This window comes from Pseudomonas sp. GD03944 (assembly GCF_029839275.1).
In the GTDB taxonomy this organism is placed as follows: Bacteria; Pseudomonadota; Gammaproteobacteria; order Pseudomonadales; family Pseudomonadaceae; genus Aquipseudomonas.
The window spans coordinates 1-13,787 of record NZ_JAOCAH010000001.1 but is presented as its reverse complement, the minus strand read 5'-3'; the positions used below and the strand labels follow the sequence as shown (position 1 = coordinate 13,787).

Annotated in this window: 13 protein-coding genes; 12 read left to right on the top strand and 1 reads right to left on the bottom strand. The window is 67.1% G+C overall.

All coding sequences use genetic code 11. The features are described from left to right. The first annotated feature begins 15 nt into the window (after positions 1 to 15). From pcaQ to pcaC, 12 genes are all read left to right on the top strand, one after another. On the top strand, positions 16 to 945 hold the full coding sequence (gene pcaQ / locus N5C28_RS00065; protein ID WP_279818658.1) for a pca operon transcription factor PcaQ: 930 nt from the start codon (positions 16 to 18) through the stop codon (positions 943 to 945). Between the two features lie 123 nt (positions 946 to 1,068). After that, complete coding sequence (gene pcaH, locus N5C28_RS00060; protein ID WP_279818657.1) at positions 1,069 to 1,788, top strand: protocatechuate 3,4-dioxygenase subunit beta; 720 nt, start codon at positions 1,069 to 1,071, stop codon at positions 1,786 to 1,788. A gap of 10 nt (positions 1,789 to 1,798) precedes the next feature. Continuing rightward, the gene (pcaG, locus tag N5C28_RS00055) at positions 1,799 to 2,407 is read left to right on the top strand and encodes a protocatechuate 3,4-dioxygenase subunit alpha (RefSeq protein ID WP_279818656.1); all 609 of its coding nucleotides are present in this window, start codon (positions 1,799 to 1,801) and stop codon (positions 2,405 to 2,407) included. Beyond that, a complete protein-coding gene (gene zapE / locus N5C28_RS00050; protein ID WP_279818655.1) occupies positions 2,397 to 3,455 on the top strand; it encodes a cell division protein ZapE in 1,059 nt (352 codons plus the stop codon). The genes pcaG and zapE overlap by 11 nt, the downstream gene beginning before the upstream one ends. Next, on the top strand, positions 3,449 to 4,396 hold the full coding sequence (locus tag N5C28_RS00045; RefSeq protein ID WP_279818653.1) for an AEC family transporter: 948 nt from the start codon (positions 3,449 to 3,451) through the stop codon (positions 4,394 to 4,396). Before zapE ends, N5C28_RS00045 begins: the two co-directional genes overlap by 7 nt. Positions 4,397 to 4,649: 253 nt before the next feature. Beyond that, positions 4,650 to 5,495: an IclR family transcriptional regulator gene (locus tag N5C28_RS00040; protein WP_279818650.1), complete on the top strand. Its 846-nt coding sequence runs from the start codon at positions 4,650 to 4,652 to the stop codon at positions 5,493 to 5,495. Positions 5,496 to 5,662: 167 nt separating this feature from the next. Then, complete coding sequence (locus N5C28_RS00035; protein ID WP_279818647.1) at positions 5,663 to 6,514, top strand: CoA transferase subunit A; 852 nt, start codon at positions 5,663 to 5,665, stop codon at positions 6,512 to 6,514. Then, positions 6,514 to 7,296 carry a CoA-transferase subunit beta gene (locus N5C28_RS00030; protein ID WP_279818644.1) on the top strand — a complete coding sequence of 261 codons (783 nt, stop codon included), beginning with the start codon at positions 6,514 to 6,516 and terminating at the stop codon, positions 7,294 to 7,296. The genes N5C28_RS00035 and N5C28_RS00030 overlap by 1 nt, the downstream gene beginning before the upstream one ends. After that, entirely contained in the window at positions 7,293 to 8,498 is a 1,206-nt protein-coding gene (gene pcaF, locus N5C28_RS00025; protein ID WP_279818641.1) for a 3-oxoadipyl-CoA thiolase, read from the top strand. The genes N5C28_RS00030 and pcaF overlap by 4 nt, the downstream gene beginning before the upstream one ends. Before the next feature lie 178 nt (positions 8,499 to 8,676). Continuing rightward, entirely contained in the window at positions 8,677 to 10,038 is a 1,362-nt protein-coding gene (locus N5C28_RS00020; RefSeq protein WP_279818638.1) for a 3-carboxy-cis,cis-muconate cycloisomerase, read from the top strand. Between the two features lie 10 nt (positions 10,039 to 10,048). After that, positions 10,049 to 10,837: a 3-oxoadipate enol-lactonase gene (gene pcaD, locus N5C28_RS00015; protein ID WP_279818635.1), complete on the top strand. Its 789-nt coding sequence runs from the start codon at positions 10,049 to 10,051 to the stop codon at positions 10,835 to 10,837. A 57-nt stretch (positions 10,838 to 10,894) separates the two neighbouring features. After that, positions 10,895 to 11,290 carry a 4-carboxymuconolactone decarboxylase gene (gene pcaC, locus N5C28_RS00010; protein ID WP_279818633.1) on the top strand — a complete coding sequence of 132 codons (396 nt, stop codon included), beginning with the start codon at positions 10,895 to 10,897 and terminating at the stop codon, positions 11,288 to 11,290. Positions 11,291 to 11,752: 462 nt separating this feature from the next. On the opposite strand, the gene N5C28_RS00005 is transcribed toward pcaC, so the two are convergent. Beyond that, positions 11,753 to 13,477 (bottom strand): FAD-dependent oxidoreductase, encoded by a 1,725-nt coding sequence (locus N5C28_RS00005; RefSeq protein WP_279818631.1) that lies wholly within the window; start codon positions 13,475 to 13,477, stop codon positions 11,753 to 11,755. Positions 13,478 to 13,787 lie beyond the last annotated feature (310 nt).

Below are 13,787 nucleotides of genomic sequence, written 5' to 3'. Positions count from 1 at the left end.
ACCCAAGGCTCGCCGATGAACATCAATACCCGCATCAAGTTTCGCCACCTGGTCTGCTTCCTGGAGATCGCCCGGCAGCGCAGTTTCGCCAAGGCGGCGGATGCCCTGGCGGTGAGCCAGCCGGCGATCTCCAAGACCCTCAAAGAGCTGGAAGAGATGCTCGCCGCCACGCTGTTCGAACGTGGCAAGAGCGGCGTCAGCCTGACGCCCGCCGGGGTGGCTTTCATGCGCTACGCCGGGCCCAGCGTGCAAGCGCTGCGTGATGGTGTGGCCAGCCTGCGCGGCGGCGAGCACCAGGCCGAGCCGATCCGCGTCGGGGTGTTGTCCACGGTCGAGAGCCTGCTGATACCCGAAGTGGTGCGGCGCCTGCACACCCGTCACGCAGCACTGGTGGTGAGCATCGCCACCGGGCCGAGTGCCTACCTGCTCAGCCAGTTGCGGGTCGGCGAGCTGGACCTGGTGGTGGGGCGCATGACCGACAGCCCGGAGATCCAGGGCCTGACCTTCGAGCACCTGTACAGCGAATCCATGACCCTGGTGGTGCGCCCCGGCCACCCGTTGTTGGCGGGTACCAGCGACCTCAGCCGCCTGGGCGATTACCCGCTGGTGCTGCCCCTAGCCGGCACCACCATCCGCCGCCACGCTGACAGCCTGTTCGTGCAGTGCGGCGTGGCCCAGCCGCAGCAGCGCCTGGAAACCCTGTCGCCGGCCCTGAGTCGCCGCTACGTGCAGTGCAGCGAAGCGATCTGGGTCGCGCCCCAGGACGCCGTGCGCCTGGACGTGCAGCGTGGCGAACTGGTCGAGCTGGCCCTGGGCATCCAGGAGCCGGGCGGCTCCGTGGGCATCTGCAGCAACACCGCCATGCCCCAGGCCATGACCTCGCAATGGTTCTGCGAGGTGCTGCGCGAGGTGGCGGGGGAGTACCGCGAGGGACTTTTCTCATAACCATTTGGTTATGGATTGGCGCTGTCTTTTCAATGTTCCTCGGCCGGCGTTTGCCGGACACTTCGGCACTAGCTGCCTGCCCGACAGGCTCGACTCCCATACCCGAATAACAGGAGCGTGCCCATGCCCGCCGAGGACACTCGCCGTTTCGTGATCCGTGATCGAAACTGGCACCCGAAAGCCTTCACCCCCGACTACAAGACCTCCATCGCCCGTTCCCCGCGCCAGGCGCTGGTGAGCATTCCGCAGTCGATTTCCGAAACCACCGGCCCGGATTTCTCGCACCTGAAGCTGGGCCAGCACGACAACGACCTGCTGCTCAACTTCAACAACGGCGGGCTGCCGGTGGGCGAGCGCATCCTGGTCTGCGGCCGGGTCATGGACCAGTACGGCAAGCCGATCCCGCATACCCTGGTGGAGATGTGGCAGGCCAACGCCGGCGGCCGTTACCGCCACAAGAACGACCGCTACCTGGCGCCGCTCGACCCGAACTTCGGCGGCGTGGGCCGTGCCCTGACCGACAGCGAAGGCAACTACTGCTTCCGCACCATCAAGCCGGGCCCGTATCCCTGGCGCAACAACCCCAACGACTGGCGCCCGGCGCATATCCATTTCTCGCTGAACGGCCCGTCGATCTCCACGCGTCTGGTGACCCAGTTGTATTTCGAAGGCGACCCGCTGATCCCGCTGTGCCCGATCGTCAAGTCCATTGCCAACCCCGACGCGGTGCAGACCCTGATCGCCAAGCTCGACATGAACGCCGCCAACCCCATGGATTGCCTGGCGTATCGCTTCGACATCGTGCTGCGCGGGCAGCGAAAGACTCACTTCGAGAATTGCTGAGGAGCCACGCATGCCTATCGAACTGCTGCCGGAAACCCCTTCGCAAACCGCCGGCCCCTACGTGCACATCGGCCTGGCCCTGGCGGCTGCCGGCAACCCGGTCCGCGACCAGGAAGTCTGGAGCCAGATGGCCAAGCCTGGTGCGCCGGGCGAGCATATTCTACTGGTCGGCCACGTCTACGACGGCAACGGCCACCTGGTGCGCGACGCGTTCCTGGAACTGTGGCAAGCCGATCACCAGGGTCGTTACGACGAAGCCTACGACCTGGAGAAATCCTTCAACGGCTTCGGCCGTACCGCCACCACCTTCGATGCCGGCAGCGAGTGGACGGTGCAGACCGTCAAGCCGGGCGTGGTGAACAACGCGGCAGGCGTGCCCATGGCGCCGCACATCAACGTCACGCTGTTTGCCCGGGGTATCAACATCCACCTGCAGACGCGCCTGTACTTCGATGACGAAGCCGAGGCCAACGCCAAGGACCCGGTGCTCAATCTGATCGAGCAGCCGCAGCGCCGCGAGACGCTGGTCGCCAGGCGCTGCGAGGTCGACGGCAAGACCGCCTACCGCTTCGATATCCGCATCCAGGGGGACGGTGAAACCGTGTTCTTTGACTTCTGAACCGGTGGCGCCCGTCGAGGCGGTGCGCCGTCACTTCGACCGCGAGCTGGCGGCCCGAGGCTTTCGTGCCGATGCCGCCCAGCAACGGGCCATCGCCCAGCTCGCCGACTGGCTGGACAGGCAGCTGACGCCCAAGCGGCGCTGGCGGCGTCCGGCTGCCGGCGTGTACCTGTGGGGCGGTGTCGGGCGCGGCAAGAGTTTTGTCATGGACTGCCTGTTCGCCGCCGCGCCCCTGGCGAACAAGCGTCGGGTGCATGTGCACGGTTTTCTCCAGGAGCTGCAGCAGCGCCTGAATGCCTACGCCGGGCAACCCGAGCCGTTGGCGCGGGTGGCCGCGGACCTGGCCACCGAAGCACGCCTGCTGTGTTTCGATGAGTTCCATGTGCACGATATCGGCGACGCCATTCTGCTCGGGCGCCTGCTCGAATGCCTGCTGCGCGAGAACGTGGCGCTGGTGTTCACCTCCAACTTCCCACCCGCCGGGCTGTGCCCGAACCCGCTCTATCATGTACGCTTCAAGCCGTTCATCGCGTTGCTGCAGCGCCATTTCCAGGTACTCGAACTCGACGCCGGCGAGGATTATCGCCAGCGCACCCGGCATGAGTGGGGACGCTTCATCCAGGCCCCGATGGCCCGGGCCGACTCCCTGTTGAGCCATGCCTTGCAAGTTGGTACGCAAACCGGCGGCGAGCTGGAGCTGAACCGCCGGCGCTTCGCACTGCGGGGGCGCAGCGGGCAGGGCGTCTGGCTGGATTTCCCGGCACTGTTCGAGGTGCCGTCGTCGACGGCGGATTACCTGGGGTTGTGCGAGCAGGTGGCGTGCATCGCCGTCAGCAACGTGCCGCCGCTGCATCGGCTGTCGCTGGATGTGCAGCTGCGGGTGATCAACTTCATCGATGTTGCCTACGACAGCGGTGTGGTCCTGCTGCTGGCCAGCGAGGCGAGCCTGGAGCAGGTGTGCGCCGATATCGGCGCCAGCGATTTCAGCCGCACCCGCAGCCGTCTGCAGCAATTGTCCAGGTCCGTGGAGAACCTTGTCGCGTGTTAGCCGTACTCAGTATCACCGCCCCGATTTTCATCCTGATTGGTGTGGGGTTCGTGTCCACACGGGCGGGCCTGGTCAACCGCGAACAATTGCGCGGCATGGGCACCTTCGTCATCACCTTCGCCTTGCCTGCCCTGGTGTTCAATGCCCTGGCGCAGCGCCCGCTGAGCGAGGTGCTCAACCTGCCGTACATGGGCGCCTACGCCCTGGGGTCGCTGGCGATCTTCGGCATCGGCTTTGCCGCGGCCTTCTGGTTGCGCCGCCAGAGCCTGTCGCACAGCGCGATCATGGGCATGGGCGTGTCGGTGTCCAACAGCGGCTTCATCGGTTACCCGATCGCGGTGATGGTGCTGGGCGAGCAGGCCGCCGTGGCACTGGCCCTGGGCATGCTGGTGGAGAACCTGCTGATGATTCCCCTGGCGCTGATGCTGGCCGAAGGCGGTCAGCAGCAGGCACAGTCGAAGTGGGCCGTGCTGGGCGAAACCCTCAAGCGCCTGCTGAAGCACCCGATCATCATCGGCATCAGTTTCGGCTTGGTGGTGTCGCTGCTGGGGATCAGTCTGCCGACGCTGCTGAGCCGGCCGATCGACATGCTGGCCAGCGCTTCGGCGCCAGTGGCGCTGTTCGTGATTGGCGGCACCCTGTACGGCATGAAGGCCAATGGCGTGTGGCGCGAGGTGGCACAGATCAGCCTGGCCAAGCTGCTGCTGCACCCGCTGGCGGTGTTCGTGGCGCTTGCACTGATGCCGGGCATCGAGCCGCACATGCTGGTGGCCGGGGTACTGTTCGCCAGTGCGCCGATGATGAGCATCTACCCGATCATGGGCCAGCGTTTCGGCCTGGAGGAGCGCTGCGCGGCGGCGCTGGTGGGGGCCACGGTGCTGGCATTCATCACCGTCAGCTCGCTGATCGGTTTCATCGAATACCGCGGGCTGCTCGGCTGACGCCGTGGCGGACCCCGCCCGCGATCGAGATCACGGGCAGGGAGCGCCGCAACGCAGGCCGGTGCGTGGCCGGCCGTGTTAACGGTCCTACCTTGTGAGCCGAACCGTACCAAGCCCCGTGGGGTACCTGACCGTAACGACCGGGGCTGGGCGGCGGCAAGGGTATTCAGCCAGGCCAGTCGGGTCAATTGCGATTATCGAACTCCCGTTCGATAATCGAAATGTCGTTGTCCCTTGCCCGTGAGAGGCTCCCATGTCCGAGACGCGTCCGCCCCTGACCCCCATGATGCCGCCGGTGTATGTCTCGCCGGCCAAACGCATCGAAGAATTCAGTGGCGATCCGAACTTCATGACCTCCCTGGCGCGGGGCCTGGCGGTGATCAACGCCTTCCAGGAGCGCAAGCGCCACCTGACCATCGCCCAGATCAGCCACCGCACGGAAATCCCCCGGGCTGCCGTGCGGCGTTGCCTCTACACCCTGATGAAGCTGGGCTACGTCACCACCGACGGGCGCACCTATTCATTGTTGCCCAAGGTGCTGACCCTGGGCCACGCCTACCTGTCGTCCACGCCCCTGGCGGTCTCGGCCCAGCCGTACCTGGACCGCATCAGCGAGCAGCTGCACGAGGCCTGCAACCTGGCCACCCTGGAAGGCGAGCAGGTGCTGTACCTGGCCCGCTCGGCGATCCCGCAGCGGCTGATTTCCGTGGACCTCAGCGTTGGCAGCCGCCTGCCAGCGTACTGCACGTCCATGGGGCGCATCCTGCTGGCGGCCATGGACGACGACAGCCTGCATGAATACCTCGACCACGCCGACCTGCAACCCAAGACCAGCCGCACCCTGCACACCCCGGAAGCCCTGTGGGAATGCCTGCAGCGCGTGCGCCAGCAGGGCTGGTGCGTGGTCGACCAGGAGCTGGAGCAGGGCCTGCGTTCGATCGCGGTGCCGGTCTACGACTCGGCCGGCCACGTTTTGGCGGCGATGAACGTCAGCACCCACGCCGGGCGCGTGCCGGCCAGCGAACTGGAAAAGCGCTTCCTGCCGATCATGCTCAACGCCAGCCGCGACCTCAGCAGCCAGCTTTTCCCGCCGTTGTAAGGGCGTCGCTCACGGGATTTCTGCTGCATCACGCGTGCGTGCAGAAGGGTTCGATAATCGAACGCTATGGCGATTATCGGATTGTTTGGCCGCACCCCACCGCCTACTGTTGCCTCACACGCCACGCGCCCTGCGCGGGCATCGTCAAACGAGTGAGAGCACCACCGATGGCTGAAATCATTTCCCTTGGCGAGGCGGTCCAGCGCTTCGTCAACGACGGCGACACCGTCGCCCTCGAAGGCTTCACCCACCTGATTCCGACCGCTGCCGCCCACGAGCTGATCCGGCAGAACCGCAAGGACCTGACCCTGGTGCGCATGACGCCGGACCTGGTCTATGACCTGCTGATCGGTGCCGGCTGCGCCAAGCGGCTGATCTTCTCCTGGGGTGGCAACCCCGGCGTCGGCTCGCTGCATCGCCTGCGTGATGCGGTGGAGAAGGGCTGGCCGCACAAGCTGGACATCAGCGAGCACAGCCACGCGGCCATGGCCAACGCCTACGTGGCCGGCGCTTCCAACCTGCCGTTCGCCGTGCTGCGTGGTTACCAGGGCTCGGACCTGGTCAAGGTCAACCCCGAGATCAAGTTCATCGAGTGCCCCTACACCGGCGAGAAGCTGGCCACTGTGCCGAGCGTGCGCCCGGACGTCACCGTGATCCATGCGCAGAAGGCCGACCGCAAGGGCAACGTGCTGATCCAGGGCATCCTCGGGGTGCAGAAGGAAGCCGCCCTGGCTGCCAAGCGCTGCATCGTCACCGTGGAAGAAATCGTCGACGACCTGCAGGCGCCGATGAACGCCTGCGTGTTGCCGACCTGGGCCGTCACCGCCGTGTGCGTGGTGCCCGGCGGCGCCCACCCGTCCTACGCCCATGGCTACTACGAGCGCGACAACCGCTTCTACCAGGCCTGGGACCCGATCGCCCGTGACCGCGACACCTTCACCGCTTGGATCGACGCGTACATCCGTGGCACCGAGGACTTTGCGCAGTACCAGGCGAAACTGAACGGGGAGGGCAAGTGATGAGCGACTTCAACACCAACGAAATGATGACCGTCGCCGCCGCCCGCCGCCTGGGCAATGGCAGCGTCTGCTTCGTCGGCATCGGCCTGCCGTCCAAGGCGGCCAACCTGGCGCGCCTGACCCACGCGCCGGAGGTGGTGCTGATCTACGAATCCGGCCCGATCGGCGCCAAGCCGAGCGTGCTGCCGCTGTCCATCGGTGACGGCGAACTGGCCGAGACCGCCGACACCGTGGTACCGACCGGCGAGATCTTCCGCTACTGGCTGCAGGGCGGGCGCATTGACGTCGGCTTCCTTGGCGCGGCCCAGGTCGACAAGTACGGCAACATCAACACCACGGTAATCGGCGACTACCATCAGCCCAAGGTGCGCCTGCCGGGCGCCGGTGGCGCGCCGGAGATCGCCGGCAGCGCGAAGAAGGTGCTGATCATCCTCAAGCAGGGCCACCGCACCTTCGTCGACAAGCTGGCGTTCGTCACCTCGGTCGGCCATGGCGAGGGCGGCGATCACCGCAAGCGCCTCGGCCTGCCGGGGGAGGGGCCGGTGGCGATCATCACCGACCTGTGCATCATGGAGCCGGAAGCCGGCAGCAACGAATTCATCGTCACCTCGCTGCACCCGGGCGTGACCCGCGAGCAGGTGATCGAGAACACCGGTTGGCAGATCCGCTTCGCCGACACTGTGGCCACCACCGAGGCGCCCCAGGCCCACGAGCTGGCCGCGCTGCGTGACCTGGAAGCCCGCACTGCGGCGGCCCATGGCCAGAAGGGGAGCGACGAATGAGCCGCGACGTTTTCATCTGCGACGCCGTGCGCACCCCCATCGGCCGGCTGAATGGCGGGCTGTCCGCCGTGCGTGCCGATGACCTGGCGGCGATCCCGCTCAAGGCCTTGGTCGAGCGCAACCCGCAGGTCGATTGGACCGCTGTGGACGAAGTGTTCATGGGCTGTGCCAACCAGTCCGGCGAAGACAACCGCAACGTGGCGCGCATGGCGCTGCTGCTGGCTGGCCTGCCGGAAACCGTGCCGGGTGTGACCCTCAACCGCCTCTGTGCCTCGGGCATGGAAGCGGTGGGTGCGGCCTTTCGCGCCATCGCCTCGGGGGAAATGGAGCTGGCCATCGCGGCGGGCGTGGAGTCCATGACCCGCGCGCCTTACGTGATGGGCAAGGCTGACAGCGCGTTCGGCCGTGGCCAGAAACTGGAAGACACCACCCTGGGCTGGCGCTTCGTCAACCCGGCGATGAAGGCGCAGTATGGCGTCGACCCGATGCCGGTCACCGGTGACAACGTCGCCGAGGACTACGGTGTTAGCCGCGCCGACCAGGACGCCTTCGCCCTGCGCAGCCAGCAGCGTGCGGCGGCAGCCCAGGCCGCTGGCTACTACGCCGAGGAAATCGTCCCGGTGGTGATCACCACCAAGAAGGGCGAGACCGTGGTCGACACCGACGAGCACCCTCGCGCCGACACCTCGGCCGAGGGCCTGGCCAAGCTCAAGCCGGTCAACGGGCCGGACAAGACGGTCACTGCGGGCAACGCCTCGGGCTTGAACGACGGCGCCTCGGCGATGATCCTGGCGTCCGCCGAGGCGGTACAGAAATACGGCCTCAAGGCCCGCGCCAAGGTGCTCGGCATGGCCAGCGGCGGCGTGGCGCCACGCATCATGGGTGTCGGCCCGGTGCCAGCGGTGCGCAAGCTGCTGGCGCGGCTCGACCTCGACATCAATGCCTTCGACGTCATTGAGCTGAACGAAGCCTTCGCCGCCCAGGGCCTGGCGGTCACCCGTGACCTGGGCCTGGCGGACGACAGCCCCAAGGTCAACCCGAACGGCGGCGCCATCGCCCTCGGCCACCCCTTGGGCATGAGCGGCAATCGCCTAGTGCTGACCGCGGTCCATCACCTGGAAAAGACCGGCGGCAAACTCGGCCTGGCCACCATGTGCGTGGGGGTTGGACAGGGATTGGCATTGGTGATCGAGCGGGTGTAGTGCTCCATATCCTGATGGGTGGGCTGTAGGGTGGGCTTCAGCCCACCAACCATATTTACCCCGGTGGGCTGAAGCGGAACGCCGCCCGGCCCACCCTACGGTGCTGATGATCCGGCCCCACCGGAGCTGGATTCCACCCGCCAGTGCTGCGAATCTACGCGACACCGATGCCTTCTGGATGAGTCTTGTGAGCAATCAACTCTTCGACCGTTACTTCACCACCCCGGCCATGCGGACTGTGTTTTCCGACAGCGGCCGGGTGCAGGGCATGCTGGATTTCGAGGCGGCCCTGGCCCGTGCCGAGGCCCGGGTCGGGCTGATTCCCCAGGCCGCCGTGGCGCCCATCGAGGGGGCCTGCCGGGCTGAGCTGTATGACTATTCGGCACTGGCCGAGGCCATCGCCACGGCCGGCAACTCAGCAATTCCCCTGGTCAAGGCGCTGGGTAAGCGCGTCGCTGCCAGCGATGCCGAGGCCGAGCGCTACGTGCACCTGGGCGCCACCAGCCAGGACGCCATGGACAGCGGCCTGGTTCTGCAACTGCGCCAGGCCATCGACTTGCTGGAACAGGACCTGGCTCAGTTGGCCGAGGCCCTGGCCGGGCAGGCCGAGCGCCACGCCGACAGCGTGTTGCCGGGGCGCACTTGGTTGCAGCACGCCACACCAGTGACCCTGGGCATGAAGCTGGCCGGCACCCTGGGCGCCATTACCCGCCATCGCCAGCGCCTGGCCGAACTCAAACCGCGCCTGCTGGTGCTGCAGTTCGGTGGTGCCGCCGGCACCCTGGCGGCGCTGGGCGAGCAGGCCTGGCCGGTGTCCGAGGCGCTGGCTGAGGAACTGGGCCTGACGCTGCCGGAGCAGCCCTGGCACACCCAGCGTGACCGCCTGGTGGAGTTCGCCGCGCTGCTCGGATTGGTCGCCGGCACTCTGGGCAAGCTCGGCCGTGACCTCAGCCTGCTGATGCAGACCGATGTCGGTGAAGTCTTCGAACCGTCGGCGCCGGGCAAGGGCGGTTCCTCGACCATGCCGCACAAACGCAACCCGGTGGGCGCGGCGGTATTGATCGCCGCCGCCACCCGGGCGCCGGGCCTGGTGTCGACCCTGCTGGCCGCCATGCCCCAGGAGCACGAGCGCAGCCTCGGCCTGTGGCACGCCGAATGGGAGACGCTGCCGGAGCTGTGCTGCCTGGTGTCCGGCGCGCTGCAACAGGCGCTGATTGCAGTGCCGGGGCTGGAGGTGGACACCGCGCGCATGGGCGCCAACCTAGAACTGACCCAGGGCCTGGTGCTGGCCGAAGCGGTGAGCATCGCCCTGGCCCAACACATCGGCCGTGATGCGGCCCATCACCTGATCGAACACTGCTGCCGCCAGGCCATCGCCGAGCGCCGCCACCTGCGGGCGGTGCTCGGCGATAACGCCGAAGTCAGCGCTCAACTGAACGCCGCCGAGCTGGATCGCCTGCTCGATCCTGCCGGTTACCTGGGCCAGGCGCAGCGCTGGGTAGCGCGCGCCGTGGCCGATCACCGCGCCCTGTCTGACTGAGGAGTCGACCGTGTCCGTTGTCCAACTCGCCGATGGCGACCTGCATTACCAACTCGAAGGGCCGGCCGGTGCGCCGGTGCTGGTGCTGTCCAATTCCCTGGGTACCGACCTGCACATGTGGGACGCGCAGATGACTGCGTTCACCCGGGACTTCCAGGTGCTGCGCTACGACACCCGGGGCCACGGCCAGTCCCTGGTCACCGACGGGCCCTACAGCATCGAGCAGAACGGCCGGGACGTGCTGGCGCTGCTGGATCACCTGGACATTGCCCAGGCGCATTTCTGCGGTCTGTCCATGGGCGGGCTGATTGGCCAGTGGCTGGCGATCAATGCCCCCGAGCGCATCGTGCGCCTGGTGCTGTGCAACACCGCTGCCAAGATCGGCACCCCGGAGGTGTGGAACCCGCGCATTGACGGCGTGCTGGCCGGCGGTGCCCAGGCCATGCGGGATCTGCGTGATGCCTCGATTTCGCGCTGGTTCACGGCGGACTTCGCCGAGGCGAACCCAGGTCAGGTGGAGCATATCGTCGGCATGCTGGCGCAGACCTCGCCCGAGGGCTATGCGGCCAATTGCGCGGCGGTGCGTGATGCGGATTATCGCGAGCAGCTGGGTGCCATCCGCGCGCCGACCCTGATCGTCTGCGGCAGCGGCGACCCGGTGACGACCCCGGAGCATGGCCGCTTCATGCAGGCCCGTATTGCCGGTGCAGAGCTGGTGGAGTTCCACGCGGCGCACCTGTCCAACGTGCAGGCCGGCGATGCCTTCAGCCAGCGCGTAGTGGAATTCCTGCGCGCCTGAGCGCTACCCCTTTTCTTGTGGGAGTGCGCTCCCACGGGCTCATCCGAGGATTTGTCGATGGACGAGAAACAACGCTACGAAGCCGGCATGCAGGTACGCCGCGCGGTGCTGGGCGACGCCCACGTGGACCGCAGCCTGCAGCAACTGACGCCATTCAACGAAGAATTCCAGGAAATGATCACCCGCCATGCCTGGGGCGATATCTGGACCCGCCCCGGCCTGCCGCGCCACACCCGCAGCCTGATCACCATCGCCATGCTGATCGGCATGAACCGCGAGGGCGAGCTGAAGCTGCACCTGCGGGCTGCAAAGAACAACGGCGTGACCCGCGACGAGATCAAGGAAGTGATCATGCAGAGCGCGATCTACTGCGGCATTCCGGCCGCCAACGCCACCTTCCACCTGGCCGAATCGGTGTGGGACGAGCTGGGTGTGGAGTCGCTGGAAGGCTGATTCCTTGCTGCAGCCGCACCGTAGCCTGGGTTGAGCGCAGCGATACCCGGGGCTGGGTTACGATGGGTGTCGCTTCGCTCGACCTGCGCGGTCCCACCTATCCCCGCGATCGGCGCCGGCAGTGCAGTAGCCACCTCCGTAGGAGCGGACTTGTCCGCGAGCCCGGCGGTTTGTGCCCAACGGTGTGCTGACGGTTGGAACGAAAAACTCGCGGGCAATCGGGGTGCCGCCCAGCCGCTCCTGCAGGTCGTCTATCAGACCGTAGCCTGGGTTGAGCGCAGCGATACCCGGGACGGATGTGTGAACTGTGGGAGCCGCGCCCCGCGGCGAAGGGTGGCTGATGCGCTGAATGCCTTACCTGCTTCGCCCCGGAGCGGGGCTCCTACAGATGCTCTCCGCCGTGTGATTTCCCTCTGACCGCCGCCGGGTGTCGAACCCGGTCGGCGGTTTTTTTAGGGGCGCTTATTCGTAGGCGCTGGCCCCGGCGATATGGCGCCCGGCGATGTAGCCGAAGGTCAGCGCCGGGCCCAGGTTGATGCCGCCGGAGGGGTAGTGGCCGCCCATCACGCTGGCCATGTCGCAGCCGGCGGCGTACAGGCCCGGGATCGGCTGCTGCTGCGCGTCCAGCACCTGGGCCTGGTCATTGGTGGTGAGGCCGGCGAAGGTGCCGAAGCAACCCGGTTCGACTTTCACCGCGTAGAACGGCCCGTGCTTGATGGGCGCCACGCAGGGGTTCGGGCCCGTGTGTGTGGGATCGCCACTGCGCCGGTTGAAGTCGGTGCTGCCACGGCCAAAGGCGGGGTCTTCACCCTGGCGGGCGTGTTGGTTGAATGTGGCGACGGTGGCCGTCAGCCCGGCCGGGTCGATGCCGCAGGCGCGTGCCAATCCTTCGAGGCTGTCGCTGCGTTTCAGGTAGCCGCTGCGCAGCACGCTGAATAGCGGAACCGGGGCGGGACGGGCGAAGCCCAGGCCATAGCGGCGCTGGAAACGGTGGTCGCAGATCAGCCAGGAACAGACCTCGTCGCCCTCGGCGGCGGCCTCGACCATGGCCGAGGTGTACTGGTAGTAACCGTCGGCTTCGTTGACGAAGCGCTGGCCGTTTTTCAGCACGCCGATCACCCCGGGCTTGCCCCGGTCGATGATGTGCGGGAAATGCCCGACACGGCCGTCGGAGTAGGGCACCCGGGACACCGGCGCCCACGCCACGGGGGAGGCCAGGTCGGTCTTGAGCACCGCACCGACCGCCTCGCCGAGGCGCAGGCCGTCACCGTTGCAAGCGGTCGGTGGCAAGGCCAGGTGCTCGTGGCCGGTGGGTGTGCGGGGGAACAGCGCGCGGCGCCGTTCGATGTCGTGGGCGAAGCCGCCGGCGGCCAGCACCACCGCCTTGCGAGCGCGGATGGTCAGCGGCGTGCCGTTGTGGCGCACCTCGGCGCCGCACACGCGATCGGCGTCCGTGAGCAAGCGGGTGGCGGGGGCCGATTCGATCAGGTGCACACCCAGGTCGACGGCCGATTTCGCCAGGCGCGCCACCAGGGCGACGCCGTTGACCAGGTGCATGGCGCGGCCGTAGCGCGCCAGTTGGTAGAGGTGGGTGGTGAAGCGCCTGGCCACGTAGAGTGCGGCCCGGGGCGAGCGGGTCATGCTGAGGAAGGCCGACAGGTCGGCGCCGGCCATGATCGGCATGCCCATGAACGAGGTTTCCGGCATGGTCCTGCGCAGGCGCGGCAACAGGGCGCCGACCTCGCGAGCGTCATAGGGCGCGGCGATCACCTGGTGCCCGCCGGTGGCTGCGCCTGGGGTGCTGTCGTGCATGTCAGGGATGGCGTTGCCGTCGGCGAATTGCAGGCTGCTGTGACGCTCGAAGAAACTGACCATGTGCGGGCCGTTCTGCAGAAAGGCCTCGACCAGGGATGCGTTGAAGTGCTCGCCCAGCTCGTGGCGCAGGTAGGTGCGCGGCTGGTCGATGTCCTCCTCGATGCCGGCACGCCGGGCCAGCGGGTTGCGCGGCACCCACATCCAGCCCCCGGACCAGGCGGTGGCGCCGCCGAAGACAGCATCCTTCTCGACCACCACCACCTTCTGGCCATGCCAGGCCGCCGTGACCGCAGCGGAAAGCCCGGCGGCGCCAGAGCCGATGATCAGCACATCGCAGTCGAGGGAAGAAAGCGGAGGGGTATCGGCGGGCATGCGGGGGGCTCCTGGCGGCGGCCAGTTCGAGTGAATCGAACGGTAAATACATAAAGTGGAACGTGGTTCCATTTTATGTGCATGTGCCGCATGCGCCAAGCACTGAATGCACGCATCATTCCCGTAGGGTGGGTGAGTGGCGCGTGCGGTTCTGAATGTTTGATGCATTGTGAGCGCGCCACGTAGCCCACCAGCGGTTGCCGCCCTCGAGGCACATGGTGGGTTACGGCGCAGCCGATTCCGGTGGTGTTACATGGCTCGCGACCAGGCGCCTAACCCACCCTACGGGTGATCGTTGCCATCGCAAACG

Excerpts from the sequence above, each read along its gene's own strand:
- pcaQ (WP_279818658.1), top strand. The coding sequence starts at position 16 with ATGAACATCAATACCCGCATCAAGTTTCGCCACCTGGTCTGCTTCCTG.
- pcaH (WP_279818657.1), top strand. The coding sequence starts at position 1,069 with ATGCCCGCCGAGGACACTCGCCGTTTCGTGATCCGTGATCGAAACTGG.
- pcaG (WP_279818656.1), top strand. The coding sequence starts at position 1,799 with ATGCCTATCGAACTGCTGCCGGAAACCCCTTCGCAAACCGCCGGCCCC.
- N5C28_RS00040 (WP_279818650.1), top strand. The coding sequence starts at position 4,650 with ATGTCCGAGACGCGTCCGCCCCTGACCCCCATGATGCCGCCGGTGTAT.
- N5C28_RS00035 (WP_279818647.1), top strand. The coding sequence starts at position 5,663 with ATGGCTGAAATCATTTCCCTTGGCGAGGCGGTCCAGCGCTTCGTCAAC.
- N5C28_RS00030 (WP_279818644.1), top strand. The coding sequence starts at position 6,514 with ATGAGCGACTTCAACACCAACGAAATGATGACCGTCGCCGCCGCCCGC.
- pcaF (WP_279818641.1), top strand. The coding sequence starts at position 7,293 with ATGAGCCGCGACGTTTTCATCTGCGACGCCGTGCGCACCCCCATCGGC.
- N5C28_RS00020 (WP_279818638.1), top strand. The coding sequence starts at position 8,677 with ATGAGTCTTGTGAGCAATCAACTCTTCGACCGTTACTTCACCACCCCG.
- pcaC (WP_279818633.1), top strand. The coding sequence starts at position 10,895 with ATGGACGAGAAACAACGCTACGAAGCCGGCATGCAGGTACGCCGCGCG.
- N5C28_RS00005 (WP_279818631.1), bottom strand. The coding sequence starts at position 13,477 with ATGCCCGCCGATACCCCTCCGCTTTCTTCCCTCGACTGCGATGTGCTG.